A 23537-nucleotide genomic window follows, 5' to 3' on the forward strand; every position below is an offset into this window, starting at 1 on the left:
GATTACTGTTGTTTTTCCGCGCAGGCGGCAAGTGCATCAATTGATTCCAGATTCTCGGGAATTAACTCACTTTCCGGAATCTCGATTCCAAACTTACGTTCAATGAATAACACCAGTTGTATAATATCGTACGATTCAACTCCAATTTCGCTGAACGGTGTGGCAGAATCAAACGCTAACGGTTCATCCATAATTTCACTGTTCAGGTATTTTACCATTTGCAGGATTATCATTGACTTGTTAATCGGCATTTACTGATATTTTCTTTTACGTTGATAAACAAAAACCGACACCAACAAACAGGCAACAAAAAATGTCAGCAGTTTGATACAGTTTGGTAAAATCGTTGCAAATGTACCTTCTTTCAGGAACAAATCATAAAATCCGCTCAATCCCCAGTTCAAAGGAGAAAAGGCTGCAATATCCTGCATCACGGCAGGCATAATATTTACCGGCACCCAGATCCCACCCAATGCCGACATAATCAATATACTAACTCCTCCGAAAATAGACGATTGTGGAGGTGTGTTAAATATCGTTCCCAATAGAAGACCGTAACCAATAGCTGCCATAGATACGGAAAGTGCCAGCATAAATAATGCCAAACCTGACTCCCCGATATATAGTTCCGGCAAACCGATAAGCGGCAAAAGCAATTTACCAATCATCAAAGTCATTGCAAACTGAATCATAGCTACAATGATATAAACGACCAATTTTCCGGAAAGCTTGGAAAGATAACTACCAGGGAATGCTCTCATCCTGATATAGAGTCCCTCAGCACGCTCCAGTATAATGCTCGCAGCCAAAGGAACCGTTATAAAAAAGATAGCAAAAATAGCCCAGGCCGGAACGTTATGTTGTACAGCGTTAGGTTGGTATTGCTCTTTATCGATTGCATATTTTTCTTCAAACTCAAAAAAATCTACGGTTGGCATCCGCACCTCTCTCTGTACAGGAAGGTACTCTTGCATTCGCTCTCCCATCAGTTTAAAAGTCACACCCGTCTTAACACTGCCAATAAACTCCCGCAAGCCAAAAGTTATAGCCATAACAAATGATTTTCTGGCAATCGGATCAACTATGATAGGAACATGAACAATATCCATAGAAGTTTCCGGGTCAAACTCTTCTCCTTCCAGAAAAGCATCCATAATATCTCCGATATTCTCACGGATCGCCCGGGTTGCTCCCTCCGGAATTGTCACTGCCACTAAATACTCCCCACTGAGTACAGCTTCGCGAACAGATGCTTCCGTCGGAAACAACGTTCCGTCATCCATTGTCAACCGGCATAACTGAGAAGATTCAAACCCTTTTTCGATGGCAACACTTAAACTATCCTGATCTCTATCAATGAATAAAACCGGAATTCCTGCTTCATTGAGACTTTTATACGCTTCATTCTGAACAAGCGTCATAATAAGTATCAACAACACCGGCATAGCAAAAAGTACGAGCACACCAATACGATCGTGTTTCAGGAGCTTAAACTCTTTCAGAAAGGTAGCTATGCTTCTTTTTATCATGATCTGACGATTGTAGTACCTGTAAGTTTCAAAAATAATTCCTCCAGAGAAGTTATGTCTTCATTTTGATCTGTCAGATCTTTTGGATCACCAACAACCAGTTGCTTCCCATGATTAAGTATGGCTACACGATCACAAAAAATTTCAGCCTGTTCAAGGTAATGAGAAGTATACAAAATTGTCATCCCCTCCTCTTTATTTAGTTTCCTCAGCATTTCCATCATCACAGCCCGCGACTGCACATCCATTCCTTCAGTCGGTTCGTCGAGAATTAAAACCTCAGGTTGATGCAGGATTCCACCCAATAAATTTACCCTTCGTTTCATTCCACCCGAGTAAGTCTTAACCGGCTTATCCTTAACTTCTGAAAGACCAAACTGTCGGATACGATAATCAACCTTTTCCTTCAACTCTTCCCCTATCATACCATACATTCTGCCAATGTACAACAAGTTGTCCTCTGCCGACAAAGACGGATAAAGCGCTATTTCCTGTGGTACAACGCCTAACTTGTATTTGATCGATTCGAGATCTGTTTTTAAATCCAGCCCAGCAATGGTTACGTTTCCGGATGTCATAGGCAGGATTCCGCTTAAAATCGAAAACAGGGTTGTCTTTCCCGCTCCGTTCGGACCCAAGACCCCAAACACCTCTCCTTCAACAATTGCAAGGTTCAATCCATCCAATGCATTCTTACCGGCATTTCGGTAATGCTTACAAAGATTTTCTATCGAAATTATAAAGCTATTGTTCATGGATTTAACCCGGTTACAGTTGCGAATTTACCATTTATTCCGTCAATATCTTCTCTTTAAACGGATTCTTGGATCATCACATCTCCTTAAATCCTATTTTTGTCATTATTCTCAAACAGGAAATTCCTGCTGAACACGATATCGCTATGAAAATACACTCTTTACTGAAGACGCCTGTAGAAACCATCATTTTTGACCTGGGAGGTGTTATCCTAAACATTGATTACCAACTGACAATAGATGCCTTTAATCTACTGGGAATTGACAACTTCGGGCAGTTGTACACACAAGCTTCGCAACAAGGTATTTTTGATGATTTCGAACGGGGAGATATTGGAGAAAAAGCTTTTCTTGGTTATCTTACAGAACATTTACCCAACCACATAACAGAAGAACAAATAATTAGTGCCTGGAATGCTATGCTACTCAACTGGGACATCAGAAAGTTTGAACTACTCAACCAACTTCGTCCTGGTTACAAAACAGTTCTTTTAAGTAATACGAATTCCATTCACCAAGAGGCTTTTCTCAACTCACTAAAACAAGAAACCGGTTTTTCAAAACTGGACGATCATTTTGACCGGGTCTTTCTTTCTCATCAGATCCGGCGAAGAAAACCTGATTCGGAAGCTTTCCAATACGTTTTGGATTCCATTGGTTCAGATGCCGGTAATACGTTATTTATTGATGATTCCATCCAACACATTGAAGGAGCGAAAAGAATTGGGATACAAACGTATCATATTACTCAAAAAGACGAAATACTTCAACTCTTTTCCTGACACAACTCAACAAGAACACCGTCCGTTGATTTCGGATGCAGAAATGCAATACGTTTATTGTCAGCGCCCTCTTTGGGAGACATAGAAATCAGTTCAAACCCTTCTGCTACCAAACGCTTCATTTCTTTCTCAATATCCGTAACATCATAAGCAATATGGTGTATTCCTTTTCCTTTACGATTCAGGAAGCGGGCAATCGGACTCTCAGGATTAGAAGCTTCCAACAGCTCGATTTTTGAATCTCCGATTGCAAAGAACGCTGTCTTTACCCCTTCGGATGCCACTTCTTCAATCTTGTAGCATTTCGTATTTAATAATTTCTCGTAGACAGGTATCGAAGCCTCAAGGCTTTCCACCGCAATTCCAAGGTGTTCAATCTTATTCATTCATGTTCTTTTACACAACAAAGATACTAAAAACAAAAACGGCCTTCCATAAACCGGAAGGCCGTTTCGCTACAATATTTCTATACTTATCCGCGGATAAATTTTTCGTTCTTATTATCGTAATTGATATAGTAAGCTCCTTTCTTAAGGTTTGAGCAATCTACTTCTGTACCAACACCTTTCTTAACAATGTTCCCGTAAGCGTCGTAAATCTCATACTTCGTTTCGAAAGCACTTCCGTTTGCATCAAACTTGATAACGGTCTTAACTTTCTTCGGAGAGAATTCTATTTCAGGAATTGATGAGTCTGTAAAAGTAATTTCCTGCGAAGTTCTTTTCTTTCCGGAATGATCGATCTGAACTACACGTACCTTATTCTCTCCGGAATGTGGAGTAATTTTAAATTCGTACGAGTTCGACCCGGGAGTTCCGATTCCGTCAACTTCACCTGCATTTACCCACTTATTCCATCTGTTTTGCTCGATAATGAAGGGGAGTTTACCTTGCTCTCCAGTTGTTGTCCACTTCAACAATCCGTTTGGAGAGCTTGTGATCTCTGCAACTTCAAATGTACTTCGGGGCAATAAAACTTCAGGATTCAGAATTTTAGGTTTACACCCGGGACCATGTTCTATAACGATAAAAACAGGATCTCCTTTCTTTAGTCCGTAAACAGCAAAATTGATCTCAAAGGCACTTTGGTTTACGCTACCAGGCATTACATCTCCATTAACGGTAACGCGTGTCGCACAAAAACCAAATCCATCTTCGTCTTCCGGGTTTTGTACGTATAAATTTTTTCCCTGATAACTTCCTTCAATGGACAAATTTGCCAGTGAAAATAAAGAGATCAAAGAAACACCAACAGTCAAAATTAGGTTTTTCATAGTATGTGTCTGAGCCTAATGTATTAAACAGTCGCAATATTACTGCGTATTTTTTTAATTTCCAAAAGAATCCGAAATATTTCAGATATCCTTTAACGTTCTTAAATTTACCACGAATATCGCAATTTATCAGATAAAATAAAGTTATTCCAACATTTTTTTCTTATTCTTGTGAGGAAAATGAAACTCCTAACTCAATGAATAAATGGTTTTTGTGGTCTTTTGTCACTTTGATTACCACCTGTTTTTTCACTTCTTGTAACGAAACCGGTACAGATCAGATTAAGGATTCAAAAGAAACACTCGCTACTTTTAAAATGGTAGTGGACCAGTATCCACAAACTTTTTTGGTTCGGGATGTTAAAGATTACTACACCTCCATTGTTGTAAATCAAGTAATTGAAGGATTGGTAAAGCTTGATCCCAAAACACTCCGTCCGAAAGGGGCTGTTTCGGAAAAATGGGAGATTTCCGATGACGGACTTACTTATACTTTTTTCTTACGCGACAACGTTTTTTTTCATGATCACTCCTGTTTCAAAGAGGGAAAAGGAAGGAAGTTAAATGCACAAGATATTCAGTACACTTTTGAGCTGATTTGTACGAAAAGTGAAACCGGACAAGCCAGTCACGGATACAGTTCTATACTTAAAGAAACTCTGGAAGGCGCGGAAGATTTTTTTGAAGGAAAAACAAAATCTATAGCCGGGATATCCGTAACCGGAGACCATACAATTTCTTTAAAAATCAAACGTCCGGACCTGAATTTTCCGGCAAAATTGTCACTTACCAATTTCGGGATAGTTGCACGTGAAGTAATCGAATGCGGAAAAGAAACAGATCTAATAGGGACAGGTCCCTTCCGCTATGGATATGATGCTGATGATGGGACACCTTTTATTGCGCTCGTCAAAAATCCAAAATACTATCTGAAAGATGAAAACGGAGTTCAACTACCTTATTTGGATAGTGTTATGATTTACGTTCAGAACAACCAGCTTGAACAACTGGATTTGTTTGAAAGAGGAAAAGTGCATTATATAGAAAACATTCCCCCAAGCAGAATTACGCATATTCTTGAAGATAGAATACAGGATTTCAGTGGAGAACCTCCTCTCATGAAACTTACCAATGACCCCTTACTCAGCACACAATACTATTCGCTGAATATTAACTCTCCCGCTCTCAAAGATAAACGTGTACGTCAGGCACTTAATTACGCTCTAGATCGGGATAGAATACTTAGCAATGTTTTAAAAAGCTCTCCACAATCAGGTATTTACGGAGTTGTCCCTCCTCTTCCGAAATTACTTCCCGGGTATGATTTCTCCGGAATAAAAGAAAAGGGCTACAGTTATGACCCGGAAAAGGCCAGAGAGTTGTTAGCTGAAGCCGGATATCCAAATGGGAAAGGCTTTCCGACACTTACACTAAAATTCAATACCGGAACTATTCACTCAGCTGTAGCCGATGAGTTTAGAAAACAAATGGCCAAGGAGTTAGGTATTAACGTCAATCTCGAAGGGCTTTCCTTTGAGGATCGTCTGTCCGATGAGACGATGGCCAGAGGAGACTTGTTCAGAACAGCCTGGTATGCGGATTATATCGGTGCAGAAAGTTTTCTGATGAATTTTTACGGGAAATTTGTTCCGGATGATATACGCACTCCCTCCCACGTAAATTCATCCCGCTATCAAAATGAACAGTTTGACACATTGTTCGAGAAAGCTCAGAAAGAAAAAAATATCGAAGAAAGAAACCGGCTTTTCTCGGAAGCTGAAAAAATTATGCTCGAAGACGCCCCTCTAATCGTACTCTGGTATAATGAACAATTTATGCTACAATATTACAATGTAAGAAACCTGGAAACCAACTCTATTCTGTATCTGGATCTTACAAAAGTACGTGTTAAAGATTGGACTAAAGAAGAGTTTAATCACCTTCATCCGTAATTTTTTCAGCAGAATTTTTCATATTTACCCTCTTAACATGCAATGAACTGCTATGAGATTAATTGTATTTTGTGGGTTTTTAGTAATCGCATTCACCACGCATTCGCAGATTACACAAAGTGTACGCGGGAGGATTGCCGATGTAGAAACTCAGGTTCCGCTTACAGGAGCACGCATACAGGTTTTGGCTGAAGATACTACGCTTGTTTTGGGTGCTGTAGCTGATGTCAACGGAGAGTTTCAGATTCCACAGGTTCCTATTGGAAAACACACATTAAAGACAACCTTTCTTGGGTATGAGCCTTCTTTCCAACCTATACAGGTTAATTCCGGTAGGGAGACGGTAGTCACAATTTTTCTTCTTGAAAAAGCGGTGGAAACCAATGAAGTAATTGTTACCGCACGAGCTCAGGATCAACCTATTAATGAAATGGCCACAATATCCGCTCAGCAATTTTCGATTGAGGAGACAGAACGTTATGCGGGTTCTCGCGCTGACCCTGCAAGAATGGCTTCTAACTTTGCAGGAGTACAGGGTGCAGATGACTCCCGGAATGATATTATCGTACGTGGAAATTCACCTCTGGGTCTCTTGTGGCGCGTGGAAGGAATCGATATCCCGAATCCGAATCACTTCGCTATTTCGGGATCAACAGGTGGACCGGTTTCTATTCTTAACAACAAATTTCTGGATAATTCTGATTTTTTTATGTCCGCCTTCCCGGCTCAGTATGGAAACAGTCTTTCCGGTGTCTTTGATCTGAATTTGAGACGCGGTAATACAGAGCGGCATGAATTTACAGGGCAATTCGGTTTCTTAGGTACAGAAGTACTCATGGAAGGCCCCCTTTCTTCAAAATCGCGGGCAAGTTATTTGTTTATGGGAAGGTACTCCACATTATCCATGTTTCAGGCATTAGGGATAAAGATAGGAACCAGTGCCGTTCCACAGTACGGCGATATGGCATTTAAATTGAATTTCCCACTGAAAAAAGGGGGGCAACTTTCGGTTTGGGGAATGGGCGGAATGAGTGCGATTGAAATCATGATTAGTGATCAGACAGAACTCACAGAAGAGCTTTATGGAGAAGGAGATCGTGATCAGTACTTTTCAACAGCAATGGCAGTCGGAGGTATTACGTACAAAAAGCCGTTAAACGACAAGACCTTTCTACATGCAACACTTGGTGCTTCCTACGAGCGTCAGAAATCCCACCACGATATTACCTGGAGAACACTTGATACCACTATTATAGATGGAGAAGAAAGCTATAGGATTAACCTTGACTCACTTTATCAGTTAATGGGGTATAGGTTTGAAGTTACCCGTCTTACCTCTCACGTATCCTTTAATCACAAAATCAACAGAAGGCATCTTATCAAATTTGGATTCAACGCAGAATTACAGCATCAGAAAATGAATGACTCGGTTCTGTATGACATCCACATTGCAGATAATTTCAAGGTGCGCTGGGACTACAAAGGGTTTGCCACATTACTTCAGCCTTTCTTTCAGTGGAAATACCGAATTTCAGACCGTATGAACCTCGTTGCAGGGTTGCACAGTCAATACTACAGCATGAGCAACAGCTGGTCGTATGTAGAACCGCGCATCGGGTGGGACTGGACGCTGAAGAAAGGAAACAAAATAAAATTTGGTGCAGGTATGCATAGTCAGACGCAACCCCTCTATCTGTATACTTATCACCAATCTGATAAAAACGGGAACAATGTTCTGATTAATAAAAACATGGATTTTTCCAGAAGTGTTCACGTTGCAGCCGGTTATCAGAAATCTTTCCGCAGCAAAATGCGTATAGCAGCAGAAATCTATTACCAGCATTTGTATAATATTCCTGTAGAGCGAACACCTTCTGCATTCTCGCTCAACAATATGGGATCAGGTTTTCAACGCTTTTTCCCAGACTCACTGGTTAACGAAGGAATTGGAAAAAACTACGGAATTGAATTAACGGTTGAGAAATATTTTGATCGCAGCTTTTTCTTTCTCATTACGGGGTCTCTTTTTGACTCAAAATATCAGGGAAGTGATAAAATCTGGCGAAACACGGATTACAATGCAACATTTGCGACAAATTTAGTTGTTGGAAAAGAGTTTCAGATTAATGAAAAGAATATGATCTCCGTAGGAACTAAAATTACATACGCGGGTGGTAGACGCTACGGATATGTAGACATAGCTGCTTCGAATCAGGTGCAGGAAATTGTCTTTCTCGATTCAGCTTATAACGAGCGTCAATTCAGAAATTACTTCCGTATGGATTTAAAAATTCTATACCGACTGAATGCTAAAAAGGTAACACATGAAATTGGTCTTGATCTTGTAAATATTCTGAACACAAGAAACCTCTTAAGCCTTGCTTATGCGCCAAGTCTTTCTGACCCAACAGCAGAGCCTCTGGCAGAACGAACACAGTTAGGTTTCCTTCCGATATTTTATTACCGGATCGACTTCAGGATTCAGCGGAAGAACAAATAATCAGGAAACACTTTTTTTCCGCTCTTTTCTCCCGGTTCTGTATTGCCAGAGACCATTAAAAAATACAGCTGCAAGAATAATAGAGCTGCCCAGATAGAAAGACGCATCCATTACTTCTTCATTCGGGAAAAGTAGTACAGCCATAATCATGGTGTATATCGGCTCCAGATTGATACTTAAACTAACCGTGAAGGCTCCGAGGTATTTTGTTGCATCAACAGCAATAATAAATGCCAGCGAAGTACAAATGATCCCTAAAAACAAAAGATTTCCTATATTCTCAGACGAGACATTGAATAAATCCCTATTTAATTCTCCCTGAAAAAGAAGAATTCCGGTCATCACCACAAAACCGCTTATCAGCTCAATAAAGGACAACTGTGAAGAAGGAACCTTATCCACAAGTACTGAGTTAGAAACCGAGAATAAAGCCGCCAGAAAAGCAGCCAGTAACCCTACTAAAATGGCATTGATGTGTTCAAATTCAACGGTAAGTATAAAAGAGATTCCAAATACGATAACAACTCCCAAAAGCACTTCTACCAAAGAAATCCGTCGTTTTCTCATCAGAGGTTCCAGCCAGGAAACATGGAGAGTTGTCGTGGAAAGACAGATAATTCCGATCGAAACAGATGACATTTTTATACTTTGAAAAAATGCGTACCAATGTAGTCCGACGACTGCTCCGACAGCGACAATTTTCCAAAAAACTTTTTTCTCGATTTTAACAACCGGTCGCTTCAGCAACCAGATAAAAAGTCCCAGCGAAACAAAAGCAATCAACAGGCGATACCAAACCAGTTCTGTTGAAGACAATGTTATTGCCCTTCCCATAATTCCAGTATACCCCCAGACAATAACTACCAGGTGAATAAGAATCAGATATTGTTGCCTTTTCGTCATGATAATTTGCAAATGTAGTGCATTTTACATCGCAAAAACAATCCATACAATAAACCAAAGTTACTGTTCCGAATATTCTTTTAATTCAATGAAAAAAGTACTCCCTGCCTCTGAACTTTCAAAATAAATCCGCCCATTATGTGATTCAATAATTTGACGGACCATAGCCAGCCCCAGCCCCATACCGGTTGACTTTGTTGTGAAATTAGGTGCAAAGATCTTATCTCTCATCTCATCCGGAATTCCGGATCCATTATCACGCACCGCTACTTTTACAACTCCTTCTTCTGTTCTTACCGTAATCAGGATCTCTCCTTTTCTCTCCTCAGGGATTGCCTGCGCTGCATTCTTTACGAGGTTATTAAACACCCGGATCATCAAATCTTTATCTGCAAAAACAGCTGTTTTCACATTCTGAAAATCGGTCGTAATGTCGACCTCTTCAAGTTCTTCAAAAGTGGTGACAACATTCTTTATAACCATGTTCAGGTCAACAATATCTTTGTTTGGTTTCGGAAGTTTTGCAAAATTGGAAAACTCATTCGCAATCACGGTAAGTGCGTCAATCTGTTCTACAATCGATTGGGCTACTTCATCCAGTCTCTGAACAGAATCAGGATCGGAAGGATCAAATGATCGCTGCAGATGTTGAATTCTTAATTTCATTGGTGTTAACGGATTCTTTATTTCGTGTGCCACCTGTTTTGCCATTTCTCTCCAGGCTACTTCACGCTCCGTCTGCGCCAGTTTTTCAGCATTAACCTCTAATTCCTTCAGCTTAGCGTTGTATTCTTTTACTAATGCACCAATCTCGTCATCCCTCTTGTAAAAAATAGGTTTATTCGATCTCCCCAAACGTAATTCTGCCAGACTTTTCTGTAACAGCTTCAGTGGTTCAGTAATACGATTCGTAATAACGACCGTAACAATAATACTCAGTGTGAGTAGCAGAACGAAAATATTAATGATTTCAGAAAGGAAACCTGCAATTTCATTTTCAAACTCATTCTGTTTTGCAAAATAGGGCAGGTTGATATAGGCTATAACCTCATCTTCATCATTCTGCAAAGGAATATAAGCTGACAGATAGGTCAAATTTCCAATCTCTTCTTCATGAATATAGACACTTTTCATCTTATGACCGATATTCCTGAAAGCCCTCGGATTGATTTGGTCGGAAATCAACCCAAGATTATAGATTTCGGGACGCGAAGATGCGAGCAACTCTCCATTCAGTCCATACAGATTTATATCCGTAAGAAAAACGATAGAAAATTTTTGTAGTAAGTATTCCAGATAGCTTGCCATTTTGGAACGTTTCAGTGAGGTCTCATATCCCAACTTCTGAACAAGTTCCAGATTTACGGATGTCAACTTTTCTCTGATTAAACCATCCCGGTAATCATCATATTGATCCTTAACAAAAGACCCTGTGCCTAAACTCAAAAACAGTAATGAGAAAAATACAAGCGCGATAAGTAACAATTGTATTCTGAATGCCAGCCGGATACGGGACAAGTCGGGAATCAGTTTACCGGAACTTAGCAAAACGGCTAACAGAAGAAGTCCGAAAATGGAAAACAAGAGTGAAAACGATGTTAGTTTTTCCGAAAAGGAAACTACCGGTCTTGATAAGACTATTGTCCTTTCATAGTCACCGAACAGTACATAATGTGCATCTCTTCTGTGAATAAAATATCCCGATTTACGGGATGATTCCGAAAGAAAAGATGTGAGGGATAAAGGATAATTGTATGCTCCATGGCGTGAAACAAGTTTTCCTCCCACATATTTAGCAATAGAATATTCCTCAAGTGGAAAAAACACACGGGACTCTTCACTCAGCAAAAGTCTAGGGAAACCTATTTCCTGTGGAATAATTTTCGACTTTAGTGTACAGAATAAATAACCCAGTAAACTATCTGACTTTGCATAGACTGGTTGTCTGATTAAATAGCTCAATTTATCACTATAATCTGTAATATAATAGATGTTTTCACTGATCTCTGAAGGTTCTGCACTGGATGCCAACAGCTCATTGAACCGTTCCAGATTACCATCCTGTATTACAGCATAGGGCGCAACGGGGCTATAATCGGAATCAAACAAAAAGAAATCCGTCTCATACCTGCTCCAATACTGGTTAAAGAAGCGCTTTTCCAATGTATTCTTTAAGTCCGAAAGACTCAATTCTTCCTGATTATTGAATGCTTCAACCAAAAGAGGGTGTTGCTTTAGAACTTTCCCCAATTGTCCATATTCAATCTCTGTATTCAAATCTTTGTCAGAAATGAGCTTAGTAGCGTATAATTCAAACCGCTCAATACTTTTTTCCAGAATAGTTGACTGAATCTGAAAAGCAGAAAAAGCCGTTAGTAAAGCAAGAATAAGTACAACTCTCGGAAATGAATAGCGCTTTGGTTTCCAAACCTGTAAAAAGAGTACTACTCCGCTGAAAATTACAGAGAATAATAAAACAGCTAGCGATTCATGCGGTAAGAGAATAAAAACGAAAAAGTAGAGGACTGAAAAGAAAAACCAAATCACTCCCTGAGTTGTAGGACGCAATCCTGAAAATGAAAAGTTTCGTAATAATGTAAGAGCTACCGTGTAGTATATGTACAGTAAAACACCTATCAACCCTACTAAAATAAAGGAATACAGATTCAAATCCATAAATCGGTACAACTCAATTGGAATGTCCGAATCCAGAATAAGATGATGTATGCTGACAGTATACAAATAGCTTAACCCAAAGAACAAAAGAAGTGACAAAACACCAACAACAGCCCGAAATCCATTTTTCAGTTCCGGAATTTTAATCTGTGTTGCCATTTTAACAAAAAGCACCAACAGAAGCACGTTTATTATCAGATCCCCAAGTGTAGGAAAAAGGGCTGAAGAAGCAAATAATTGTGGGTCAAGTAGTGTAAATCCTTCAAAGACTCTGAGACCATCATACCGCATCAGCATCCATCGGATAAACAACAACAAAATTGCTACAATACCTAAATAAAGTGATGCATTCGTATGACGTTGAATTTCTGTGATGATCCCTCTGAAAAAGAAAAACAAAGTAAAAATAACCGACAGGAAAAAAAACACCTGTAATCGGTCCGAATTTGGTAACGGTTTAAAATCACGAAGCGAAAAAAGAAAATTTCCCGCTTCATCCGTAACGTCATATTTATCGGGAAATTGATTTATAACAGCTGTAAATGGAAATGAAAAATCTTCATTAAAATGATTTGAAAGACTCTCATTTTCATACGGATACTCATTCTTTATCAAAAAGAGACCGACCAGCTTGCGTTGGTCAACGGCTTTTTCGTGCAAATAATACCAACCGTTCTCCAACAACACAACTCCTTCTGTAACCTCGCTGTTCTCTAATGTGAACGGGGCCTTATTGGATGTCCAGTAGACAAGTGTATCTACATCATACAAATAATAGACAAAATCAGAGCGCCGAAATTTTCTGGTTTTTTTCCAGATGGAAGGAAGTGAATCGTTAGGGGAAACATAAGAAGCGAACTCATCCATTGACTGATGTAGTTGCACCTTCTTCCGTATAAACTGCTCATGAAACTTATCAAACTCCTTTTCAGGAGAAGGAGTAAAGAAAACACCGAATAATAATGTGGAAACTAACAGAAATAGCGTTGCCAGAATAAAATTACTATTGTTCAGCCATCTCCTCATAGTAGTTTACACCAAAACTCTAAGCTTTTTCATACACGGATGCTTATCTACACTTTCAATCACATCTCGTATTACCTCTTTTATAGGGCGTTCATTAATAACGATCAGGTCGGCAAGACTCTTATAGGGTTCAACATAACGCTCATAACAAGGAAGTACATGATTGTTCCACTGGTACAAAACTTCCTGCTTTGAGTATCCTCTTGCAACAAGATCCCGCTCTATTCTTCTTTCAAGTTGTACTTTCTGACAGACATCCATAAATACGGAGAAATCAATGAGATCAAAAATTTCGGTATAATACATCAGAAACAACCCTTCTATAATAATCAACTCAGAAGGTTCTAAAACCGTCCGAATCTCTGTTTCCTTATGATTAAAGGTATATTCAACAAATTCTACCGGCTCACCACGTAATAACTTCTTTACGTCATCAAATAACTTTTCCCGGTCTAACGATGAAGGGAGGTCGAAATTTATCTCTCCGTTTTCATCTTTTTGCTGTTGCTCCATCGGGAGGTAGTAATTGTCCATAGAGACAACCGTCGGGTTAAACTCTTTGTAGTATTCTTTTAAACCACTTAACACTGAGGTCTTACCCGAACCACTTCCTCCGCAAATCCCTATTATCATCTTATTCTTTTTCAAAAGTTAATGACTGAAGTTCTTCGCTAAACTCAATTTTACCGGCCTTTCGCCAACCATCATCGAACAGAAGCCAAAACGTGCTTCCGGAATTCTCCCGAAGCAATCCTGACGGATTTTCGCTATATCGTTGCTGTTCTCCCCATTCATGAGACGCTACCGTTTCCCCCTTTTCTGACAGGACAAAACCTGTCTGTTCCAGATCAGAGGATACAGTAACCAACAAGTTACCATTAATTTTCGTTAATCCAACCGCGTGTCCCGGATTTTTTTTCGTTTTTACCTCATACGACCCAAAGAGTTGAAACGCGTCGTTATCGTCCTGTTTCCAAACAGACAGAGTAGTTCCTTTCCGACCACTCAAATACCATTCGTTCTCCATAAAGAACAACTGACCCCGTGCAGAAAAAACAATTCCCTGATTATAATAGGCTCCGGATGGGAAAAATGCCTTGCGATCAGAAAGTTCAATAGCAGTATCCGGGTTTAATAAAAAGCGTGAACCGGAAAATGCGCCTTTTTTATCAAAAATCAGAATATCAAACCCCTCTTTTTTATCCTTCACAGTAGTATGCACAAAATAATTTTCATCCGCTTTACTCCCTGCAAAATATAACAGCGATTTATCTCCCTTCTCTACAACATCAAAAGGGAATACAGTGGGAACCTTTGCAATAAAGGTTTTTAAACTGTAATGATTCAGGAATACAAGAACATCCTGATACTGCTTATTCTTTTTATCCTTTAAGCGAAAATGAAAAATCAGATCATCCGTAGCATTGTTAATATCAATTAATTCACAGGAACTGTAATCAATGTCAGAAACAGATCGGAAAATCGGCGGAAAGTAAACAGATCCTTTTCTGATGTACCCACTCAAATTGGTCTGATTGTAAAAAATCTTTCCGTTGTCAGGCTCTAATTGATCCAGAAAATACAGGTAATCCGAGTGTTCCGAATAGATAGGATACGGATTTTCAACCTGTGGCATATATTGTTCCTGCCATTTCGTCTCGCCGGATGCACTAACTAAAGTGATTTCCTGCTGAAGCGTATTCCCTTTAAAGTCTTTACCCGCAACAATCACTCCCTTCCCGGGCCATTCATAGAGCTTATAATAGGAAAGTTTTTTAGGTGTTATACTAATTTCCTGTGCAATGGAAATCCCTGAACAGAACACCAAGAATATTGTTAATATTTTGAGTATTTTCATGGAAAAATAAAATAATTGCCCGAAATTAGGGATTTTAAAGATGCAGAACAACCCAAAAATTTATGTTATGTTAAGATTAAAATTGATTTTGTTTGCAATTTCGGCGGTATTCTTCGCCGATGCACAAACTGACATTGTCCCGATAAAACCGGGAACAATGATTCCAGAGAGTAATACACAGCTGAAATCTGTTGACGGAAAAACCACAACTTTGAAAGAAAGTATGGGTAAAAATGGCCTGATTGTGATCTTTTCGGCAACAACTTGTCCTTTTGTAATCGGCGGAGAGAGCTTTGCCGGATGGGAGAAAGACTATAATTCCCTCTACGAATCCGCTCAAAAAACAGGAGTAAACCTCGTGCTTATCAACTCCAATGAAGCCAAAAGAGAAGGTGGTGAAAGCTTTGAAGACATGACCCGACAGGCAAAAAAAGGAGAATACAAAATGGCTTATCTGTTAGATAAAGACAGCAAAGTGGCAAATGCTTTCAACGCAAAGACCACTCCACACGTCTTTTATTTTGACAAGACAGGAAAACTTATTTATGAAGGCTTGATTGATAACAATTGGGATATCAAGAGAAAAAAAGAGGAGACGTATTTGTTAAATGCAATCGAAAACGCCTCTGCCGGAAAGAAAATTGAGCCTCAGCAGACACCTGCCAAAGGTTGTAGTATTAAACGAAAGTAAACTTCTTAAAAACCATGAAAAAACATATACTAATTATTGGCTTGCTGTTGCTCTCTATGAACGTGGAAGCACAACAGGGGGACGGCGGTTTTCCGAAAAGCCATAAGCTACCTGCTCAGGAACTGAAACAGGTACAAAAACAAGTGTTCTCCGAACCGGATATTGCAGCTCTTCGTGCAGAAGATGCAGAAACTGACGGAAAAGGTATTGCTCCGTGGAGATTCGGGTATAATAATCATACGCAATTGAACACTGAAAATGCCGGGTCATGGATTGAACTTGCTGACGGTGGTAAAATCTGGTTGTTATCTATTACCTGTGAAAATGCATTGACGGTTAACCTTACATTTGAAAATACGGTGATCCCGGAAGGAAATGAATTATTTGTATTCAATCCCTCAGGAGATTTTGTATTGGGAAAATTCACTTCAAAGCACCTGTATAAAGGAACGCTTGGAGCTGAATTAGTACCTGGGAACACCGTAATTGTTGAATACTTTATTCCTGAAAAGAACAAGAATAAAGCAGGTTTTGTAGAAGTAGGTACCGTAACTCACGGATACAGATCTTCCAACGAATTTCAGGAAAAAGTTTTCGGAGAATCCGGTTCCTGTAATATGAACGTGAACTGCCCTGATGGCAGCCCATGGGTAAACCAACGTAACAGTGCACTTATGCTTGTTTCCGGAAGTAACGGATTCTGTTCAGGAGCACTGATTAACAACACCCTTAACGATGGAACTCCCTATGTTTTAACGGCAAACCACTGTTACAGTAATCCTGCTTCATGGATTTTCCGCTTTAACTGGCAGGCAGACGGTTGTTCTGATCCGGGTTCTTCTCCTTCTTTCCAGTCTCTATCCGGAGCTGTACTGCGGGCAAGAAGACAACCTTCCGATATGTGTTTGGTAGAAATCACAGCAGGAGCATTGGAAAACGGAACTGTGCCGGAAGCTTATAACCCTTATTTTGCAGGGTGGAACAATTCCAACACACCACCAACATCTACGATTTCCATTCATCATCCATCCGGTGATATCAAAAAGATTTCATTTGACGACAATCCTGCATCAGCAGAACAAGCTATGAATTCTACGGAACCGGCAAGTAGCTGGAGAGTACAATGGGATCGAAATACAACAACAGAAGGTGGTTCTTCCGGCTCTCCTTTGTTTGATCAAAACGGTCGTATCATAGGGCAGTTATGGGGTGGTGGAGCTTCTTGCAGCAATCTGACTTCTCCGGATTTTTATGGTCGCGTACATAATTCATGGGAACCCGCAGGGAGCGATCAGTCTAATCAATTAAAACACTGGTTAGACCCTAATAACTCCGGTGTTGAGTTTATCGACGGACTGAATCTGGGGACACCTGCTGCAGCGTTAGACGCCAGTATTGGTTCACTGGAAGGAGCTGCCGGAACCGTTTGTTCAGGAAGTGTTTCTCCTTCTTTCCGATTGATTAACCTGGGATCAACTGTAATGACAAGTGCTGTTATTGAATATAGCTATGATAACGGAGCTACTCAGACGATCAACTGGTCAGGAAGTCTCAACATGTATGAGTCTGAAGTGATCAATCTTCCGGTAAACAACCTGGGTAACGGAGAACATACTTTTGCAGTAGAAGTTGTTTCTGTAAACGGAAGTTCTGATGAAAATGCCGGAAATAATGCCCTTTCGTCAACTTTTACTACCTACCCGAATGGAGTGGAGGTCCAATACGACTTACAGCTGGATTGTTACGGGAGCGAAACATCCTGGGTACTTGAAAACAGTACAGGAAACCAACTGGCAACAGGAGGGCCTTATCCCGACAATTTTAACCCTCCATTGATGTCAACCGAATGGTGTCTGGAAGAAGGTTGTTACAAACTTATTCTCGACGACACATTCAGTGACGGAATATCCGGTGGTGGCTGGTGTTCAACAACAGGGTATGTTACAATTACGGACGCATCCGGAACAATAGGTCTTATTGCTGAAGAAGATGCTGACTTCGGAGCAACAACAACCATTAACTTCTGTACGAATCAAGTAGTAGGAGTCAAAGAATTAGAAAATGAGCAAACAGTATCTGTTTATCCTAATCCTACTAATGGTAAAGTAAACATACTGGCAGACATATCCGGAACCAAACATATTTCAATATACAGTACAACCGGAATGCTGGTTACTTCTTTCACAACAGAAGCGAATACAGCAGAACTTGATTTATCCGAAAAAGCAACCGGAGTTTACAATGTTCACATTGAAACAAAAGAAGGTGTTGTGGTAAAACGAATTATCAAACAATAACTAAAAAAATAGAGCTAATAAACGGACGGTGATTCTGCATCGTCCGTTTTTTTGTTGGAATGAACTATATTTTTTCTAATTTGCCATCCTTAAACAATTATCTATGAAAATAAACAACCCCGGCAGGTCACTGGCTGTCATTGTACTCGTTTTTTTCTTTTGGGGATTCGTAGCTGCTTCCAACACCGTGCTCATTGGGCTTTTTAAAGAGGGGTTCGAGTTAACCCAGTTTCAAAGCCAGCTGGTTGACTGGGCATTTTACGCTGCCTATTTTAGTGGTTCGCTTGTTTATTTCCTTCTTTCTGTATTCTGGCGTGACCCTTTAAATGCAATTGGTTATAAAAAGGGACTGATTCTAGGACTTGGAATTTCCGCCATCGGATCGTTGGGATTTATTCCTGCCGCAGATATGCAATCTTATCCCCTTATGCTCACCTCTCTATTTGTTGTCGGACTTGGATTTTCATTGCAACAAATTGTAGCAAATCCATACGTAATTGCATTAGGCGAGCCTAAAACAGGCGCACATCGTGTGAGCCTGGCAGGAGGGATTAATTCCTTCGGAACTGCCATTGGTCCGCTTCTTGTCAGTTACGCCATTTTTGGGAATATCACCGGTGACAATAAGTTCGGTCTGGGAATTCAGGGAGTAAAAGCACCTTACTTATATCTTGCAGGGGCTTTCGTTCTCGTTGCAATCATACTTGCTCTTTCCAAGCTTCCGAAAGTAACATCCACTGAAAAAATCGAAAAAGGGATCGGCGCACTGAAGTTCCCTCAATTACGCTGGGGAATGCTGGCTATTTTTGTTTATGTAGGCGTTGAAGTAGCTATTCAGAGTAACCTCCCCGAATTGATGAAACAGCCGGATATTCTTGGACTGACGAGTGATCACACAGTTCATTTCATTTCGTTGTACTGGGGAAGTCTTATGATAGGACGATGGGCCGGTGCAATAGCCGCATTCAATTTAAAAACTCAAATAAGGAAAATTCTGCTAACGGTTGTACCCGTTGTTGCCTATCTCGTACTTTTGGGAGTAAACTGGATTAAATTCAGTGCGATTGGAACTCCTGAAAAAATGATCGAGCTTTATTACTACTTTCCTTTTGTCTTGCTTATGATCATTGCTACCTATATCGGGCAGGAAAAACCAGCCCGTACTCTTATGATATACAGTTTTGTCGCCTTGGTAATGATGCTCGCAGGAATCTTTACGAGTGGAAAAACTTCCGTTTACTTCTTTATCAGCGGGGGCTTATTCTGTTCTATTATGTGGCCCTGTATTTTCTCTCTCTCCCTTGCAGGGTTAGGAAAATACACCAATCAGGGGTCTGCCTTCCTGATTATGATGATTCTGGGGGGCGCTATTATTCCTCCATTGCAGGGAGCTGTTGCAGATTACACACAAGACATACATTTTTCGTATTGGCTGACCGTAATTTGTTTTGCTCTTATTCTTTTGTACGCCTTCCGTGTTAAGAAGCATTTAAAAGATCAGGGAGTCGATTATGATGCATAAAACCGGATTTTCAATTCAGAAAAAAATGCTTTATTTATCATTACATTTGTACCAAAATCAGGTATCGGAATTTATCTATATTTATTCTAAATAGGACGATACCTTGATATTATTTTTAATGTGGGTTAAATTTGTCGCATTCATACTTAAATTATTAAGGATACCATGAGTAAATCAGTACTAATTAAGTCCTCTTTAGCCAAGAAATACTGGATGGCACTGACAGGACTGTTTCTGTGTTTGTTTTTAGTCGGTCACCTTGCCGGAAACTTACAATTGTTCATTTCAGGAGAAGAAGGAAAACTTCAGTTCAATGAATATGCCCTATTCATGACATCAAACCCGGCTGTCAAAATACTAAGTTACCTTACGTACCTCAGTATTTTATTTCACGCAATTGACGGTATTTTGCTTACCGTAGCGAACAGAAAGGCACGCCCGGTAAAGTATGCTAACTCTAATCCGGGAGCGAATTCTACGTGGTATTCACGCAGTATGGCAGTGTTGGGGACAGCGATTCTTGTCTTCATCGTTGTGCACATGCAGAATTTCTGGTGGCGTATGCATTTCGGAGATCTTCCTGTAGATACTGCCGGAAACAAAGATTTGTACCAGGTTGTAATGGATTTCTTTAATCCTGCCGTTAACAGCACAGCAATTGTAGCAATGCTTCTTTACGTTGTTGCGATGTTTGCTTTGGCATTCCACCTGATGCACGGTTTCCAAAGTGCATTCCAGAGTTTGGGACTTCGCCACAAGAAATATACGCCTGCTATCCAGAAATTGGGAACAGCATTTGCTGTTATTGTCCCATTGGCGTTTGCAGCGATCCCCGTTTATTTGTTTTTATCTCAACAATCTTAATCCATAAACAGATATGAGTACATTGGATTCAAAAATACCAGCAGGTTCATTAGACAAAAAATGGACTGATTATAAAAATAAAGTAGCCCTTGTAAACCCGGCAAATAAGCGACTGATAGATGTGATCGTAATCGGATCAGGTCTTGCAGGATCTTCTGCAGCTGCTTCGTTGGCTGAGATGGGGTATAATGTTAAAGTATTCTGCTTTCAGGATTCTCCACGACGTGCTCACTCTATTGCAGCACAGGGAGGAATCAACGCAGCAAAGAACTATAAAAATGACGGTGACTCAACGTTCCGTCTTTTCTATGACACAATTAAAGGTGGTGACTACCGCGCTCGTGAAGCAAATGTTCATCGTCTGGCAGAAGTAAGTGCAAACATCATTGACCAGTGCGTTGCTCAGGGAGTTCCTTTCGCTCGCGAATACGGTGGACTTCTGGACAACCGTTCTTTTGGTGGGGTACAGGTACAACGTACATTCTACGCAGCCGGGCAAACCGGACAGCAGCTTTTATTAGGTGCGTATTCGGCACTTTCAAAAGAAATTTCAAAGGGAACAGTTAAGATGTATAATCGTCATGAGATGATGGACATCGTTAAAATTGACGGTAAAGCCAGAGGAATTATTGCACGTAATCTTGTAACCGGAGAAATTGAGCGTCACTCAGGACACGCAGTACTTTTGTGTTCAGGTGGGTACGGAAACGTGTTCTTCCTTTCAACAAACGCAATGGGAAGTAACGTAGGTGCGGCATGGAAAGCATATAAGAAAGGTGCATTCTTCGGAAATCCTTGTTTTACACAGATTCACCCTACTTGTATCCCCGTTTCAGGAGATCATCAAAGTAAGCTGACGCTGATGTCAGAGTCACTTCGTAATGACGGTCGTATCTGGGTTCCTAAAAAGATCGAAGATGCGAAAGCCATTCAGCAAGGTCAAAAGAAAGCAAACGATATAGCAGAAGAAGACCGCGATTATTACCTGGAAAGACGTTACCCTGCATTTGGTAACCTGGTTCCGCGTGATGTGGCTTCGCGTGCAGCCAAGGAAAGATGTGATGCCGGATTTGGTGTAAACCCAACCGGGCAAGCTGTTTTCCTTGATTATGCTGCTGCTATTGAGCGATACGGTAAAATTGAAGCAAACAAACACAACATTGTTAACCCGGATAAAGCAACAATTATCAAATTAGGGAAAGATGTTGTAAGAGAAAAATACGGAAACCTGTTTGATATGTATATGCAGATTACAGGTGATAACCCGTACGAAACGCCAATGAAAATTTATCCGGCAGTACACTATACAATGGGTGGACTTTGGGTAGATTATGACTTAATGACAACTGTCCCAGGTTTATATGCTCTCGGAGAAGCGAACTTTAGTGACCACGGAGCAAACCGACTTGGAGCCTCTGCCTTAATGCAGGGTCTGGCAGACGGATATTTCGTTATTCCTTACACTATAGGGTCTTATTTATCAAAAGATATTCGTACAGGAAAAATACCAACAGACACTCCTGAGTTTGAAGCAGCAGAAAAAGAAGTTAAAGATCGTATCGAAAAACTTATCGCTAACAAAGGAACAAAACCTGTTGACTACTTCCACAAACGCCTTGGAAAAGTAATGTGGGATAAATGTGGTATGGCACGTAATGAACAAGGTCTTAAAGAGGCTATCGAAGAAATACGTGTTATCCGTGCAGAATTCTGGGAAAACGTTCGTATTCCGGGATCTGTAAACGAATTTAACCCTGAATTGGACAAAGCAGGACGCGTTGCCGACTTCCTTGAATTAGGAGAGCTAATGTGTCTGGATGCACTGACAAGAAGAGAGTCTTGTGGTGGACACTTCCGTGAAGAGTCCCAAACTGACGAAGGGGAGGCTCTTCGTGACGATGAAAACTTTGCCTTTGTTTCTGCCTGGGAATTTACCGGTGACGGTCAGGAACCCAAAATGAATAAAGAGGAATTGGTATTCGAAAACGTAAAACTGGTTCAACGAAGCTACAAGTAAGGGTTTGTCGAATCATTAAAAAAACGAAAGAGATGAAATTAACATTGAAAATCTGGCGACAAAAAAACGCTAATGATAAAGGTAAGATTGTAAACTACCCCATCGACAATATTTCACCTGATATGTCCTTTCTTGAGATGTTGGATGTATTAAATGATCAGTTGGTTGAACAAGGTGACGAACCTGTAGCATTTGACCACGATTGCCGCGAGGGGATTTGCGGAATGTGTTCATTATACATCAATGGTCGTGCTCACGGACCTCAGTCAGGTGTCACTACCTGTCAGCTACATATGCGTTCTTTTAAAGACGGAGACACGATTTATATCGAACCATGGAGAGCAAAAGGATTTCCGGTAATCAAGGATCTTGTAGTAGATCGTTCTGCGTTTGATCGTATCATTCAGGCAGGAGGTTATATTTCCGTTAATACGGGAGCAGCACAAGATGCAAACTCTATTCCTGTTCCAAAACAAGATGCAGACGATGCGTTTGCTGCTGCGACTTGTATCGGGTGTGGAGCATGTGTAGCTACCTGTAAAAATGCTTCTGCCATGCTTTTCGTATCGGCAAAAGTATCTCAGTTTGCACTACTTCCACAGGGTCGTGTAGAAGCTGAACAACGCGTATTGAATATGGTTTCTCAAATGGATGAAGAAGGATTTGGAAACTGTACAAATACAGGAGCTTGTGAGGTAGAGTGTCCTAAGGGAATCTCTCTTTCTAATATCGCACGTATGAACCGTGAGTTTATGAAAGCATCACTGACAACTACTGAAAAATAACAGAAATTCTTTCAGATAAAAGTGAAGGGGGGATTCGTTGAATCCCCCCTTTTTACTGCTCCATATTTATCCAAACACACCGTATAGGAAAAGTAAAAGGCGACACG

General features: G+C 40.3%; 18 protein-coding genes. 9 read left to right on the plus strand and 9 right to left on the minus strand.

Going from position 1 to position 23537, the window contains the following annotated elements; genetic code table 11:
- Positions 1 to 2: 2 nt before the first annotated feature.
- The 3 genes from AC4PL9_RS09300 to AC4PL9_RS09310 are packed head-to-tail and all read right to left on the minus strand — an operon-like array spanning position 3 to position 2284.
- The gene (locus tag AC4PL9_RS09300) at positions 3 to 251 is read right to left on the minus strand and encodes a phosphopantetheine-binding protein (protein WP_491604478.1); all 249 of its coding nucleotides are present in this window, start codon (positions 249 to 251) and stop codon (positions 3 to 5) included.
- Entirely contained in the window at positions 252 to 1529 is a 1278-nt protein-coding gene (locus AC4PL9_RS09305) for an ABC transporter permease (protein ID WP_491604479.1), read from the minus strand.
- Positions 1526 to 2284 carry an ABC transporter ATP-binding protein gene (locus AC4PL9_RS09310; protein ID WP_491604480.1) on the minus strand — a complete coding sequence of 253 codons (759 nt, stop codon included), beginning with the start codon at positions 2282 to 2284 and terminating at the stop codon, positions 1526 to 1528. The genes AC4PL9_RS09305 and AC4PL9_RS09310 overlap by 4 nt, the downstream gene beginning before the upstream one ends.
- A gap of 146 nt (positions 2285 to 2430) precedes the next feature.
- Between AC4PL9_RS09310 and AC4PL9_RS09315 the strand changes: the two genes are divergently transcribed.
- The gene (locus AC4PL9_RS09315; RefSeq protein WP_491604481.1) at positions 2431 to 3066 is read left to right on the plus strand and encodes an HAD family hydrolase; all 636 of its coding nucleotides are present in this window, start codon (positions 2431 to 2433) and stop codon (positions 3064 to 3066) included.
- Here the strand turns inward: AC4PL9_RS09315 and mce are convergent.
- Positions 3051 to 3452 carry a methylmalonyl-CoA epimerase gene (gene mce / locus AC4PL9_RS09320; protein ID WP_491604482.1) on the minus strand — a complete coding sequence of 134 codons (402 nt, stop codon included), beginning with the start codon at positions 3450 to 3452 and terminating at the stop codon, positions 3051 to 3053. The two genes, AC4PL9_RS09315 and mce, sit on opposite strands and share 16 nt — an antisense overlap.
- A gap of 86 nt (positions 3453 to 3538) precedes the next feature.
- Complete coding sequence (locus AC4PL9_RS09325) at positions 3539 to 4339, minus strand: T9SS type A sorting domain-containing protein (RefSeq protein ID WP_491604483.1); 801 nt, start codon at positions 4337 to 4339, stop codon at positions 3539 to 3541.
- Positions 4340 to 4536: 197 nt separating this feature from the next.
- Between AC4PL9_RS09325 and AC4PL9_RS09330 the strand changes: the two genes are divergently transcribed.
- Together AC4PL9_RS09330 and AC4PL9_RS09335 are read left to right on the plus strand one after the other, a co-directional pair.
- Positions 4537 to 6291 (plus strand): ABC transporter substrate-binding protein, encoded by a 1755-nt coding sequence (locus AC4PL9_RS09330; RefSeq protein ID WP_491604484.1) that lies wholly within the window; start codon positions 4537 to 4539, stop codon positions 6289 to 6291.
- A gap of 52 nt (positions 6292 to 6343) precedes the next feature.
- Positions 6344 to 8791 (plus strand): TonB-dependent receptor, encoded by a 2448-nt coding sequence (locus AC4PL9_RS09335; RefSeq protein ID WP_491604485.1) that lies wholly within the window; start codon positions 6344 to 6346, stop codon positions 8789 to 8791.
- On the opposite strand, the gene AC4PL9_RS09340 is transcribed toward AC4PL9_RS09335, so the two are convergent.
- From AC4PL9_RS09340 to AC4PL9_RS09355, 4 genes are read right to left on the minus strand one after another with little or no spacing between them, the layout of a single operon-like run.
- Positions 8792 to 9694, minus strand: a complete 903-nt coding sequence (locus tag AC4PL9_RS09340) for a DMT family transporter (RefSeq protein WP_491604486.1) — start codon at positions 9692 to 9694, stop codon at positions 8792 to 8794.
- 60 nt (positions 9695 to 9754) lie between these two features.
- Positions 9755 to 13396 (minus strand): sensor histidine kinase, encoded by a 3642-nt coding sequence (locus tag AC4PL9_RS09345; RefSeq protein ID WP_491604487.1) that lies wholly within the window; start codon positions 13394 to 13396, stop codon positions 9755 to 9757.
- A gap of 6 nt (positions 13397 to 13402) precedes the next feature.
- Positions 13403 to 14029 (minus strand): uridine kinase family protein, encoded by a 627-nt coding sequence (locus AC4PL9_RS09350; protein WP_491604488.1) that lies wholly within the window; start codon positions 14027 to 14029, stop codon positions 13403 to 13405.
- Position 14030: 1 nt separating this feature from the next.
- Positions 14031 to 15254: a hypothetical protein gene (locus AC4PL9_RS09355; RefSeq protein ID WP_491604489.1), complete on the minus strand. Its 1224-nt coding sequence runs from the start codon at positions 15252 to 15254 to the stop codon at positions 14031 to 14033.
- A 67-nt stretch (positions 15255 to 15321) separates the two neighbouring features.
- Here AC4PL9_RS09355 and AC4PL9_RS09360 point away from each other — a divergent pair, with 67 nt between their 5' ends.
- From AC4PL9_RS09360 to AC4PL9_RS09385, 6 genes are all read left to right on the plus strand, one after another.
- On the plus strand, positions 15322 to 15945 hold the full coding sequence (locus tag AC4PL9_RS09360) for a redoxin family protein (protein WP_491604490.1): 624 nt from the start codon (positions 15322 to 15324) through the stop codon (positions 15943 to 15945).
- 14 nt (positions 15946 to 15959) lie between these two features.
- Positions 15960 to 18242 carry a T9SS type A sorting domain-containing protein gene (locus tag AC4PL9_RS09365; protein WP_491604491.1) on the plus strand — a complete coding sequence of 761 codons (2283 nt, stop codon included), beginning with the start codon at positions 15960 to 15962 and terminating at the stop codon, positions 18240 to 18242.
- Positions 18243 to 18345: 103 nt separating this feature from the next.
- The gene (locus AC4PL9_RS09370; RefSeq protein ID WP_491604492.1) at positions 18346 to 19764 is read left to right on the plus strand and encodes an MFS transporter; all 1419 of its coding nucleotides are present in this window, start codon (positions 18346 to 18348) and stop codon (positions 19762 to 19764) included.
- Positions 19765 to 19929: 165 nt separating this feature from the next.
- Positions 19930 to 20628, plus strand: a complete 699-nt coding sequence (locus AC4PL9_RS09375) for a succinate dehydrogenase cytochrome b subunit (RefSeq protein WP_491604493.1) — start codon at positions 19930 to 19932, stop codon at positions 20626 to 20628.
- 13 nt (positions 20629 to 20641) lie between these two features.
- Positions 20642 to 22645 carry a fumarate reductase/succinate dehydrogenase flavoprotein subunit gene (locus AC4PL9_RS09380; RefSeq protein ID WP_491604494.1) on the plus strand — a complete coding sequence of 668 codons (2004 nt, stop codon included), beginning with the start codon at positions 20642 to 20644 and terminating at the stop codon, positions 22643 to 22645.
- A 32-nt stretch (positions 22646 to 22677) separates the two neighbouring features.
- The gene (locus AC4PL9_RS09385) at positions 22678 to 23430 is read left to right on the plus strand and encodes a succinate dehydrogenase/fumarate reductase iron-sulfur subunit (RefSeq protein WP_491604495.1); all 753 of its coding nucleotides are present in this window, start codon (positions 22678 to 22680) and stop codon (positions 23428 to 23430) included.
- The last annotated feature ends 107 nt before the right edge of the window (positions 23431 to 23537 follow it).

The sequence above is a fragment of the Wandonia sp. genome (genome assembly GCF_984588085.1).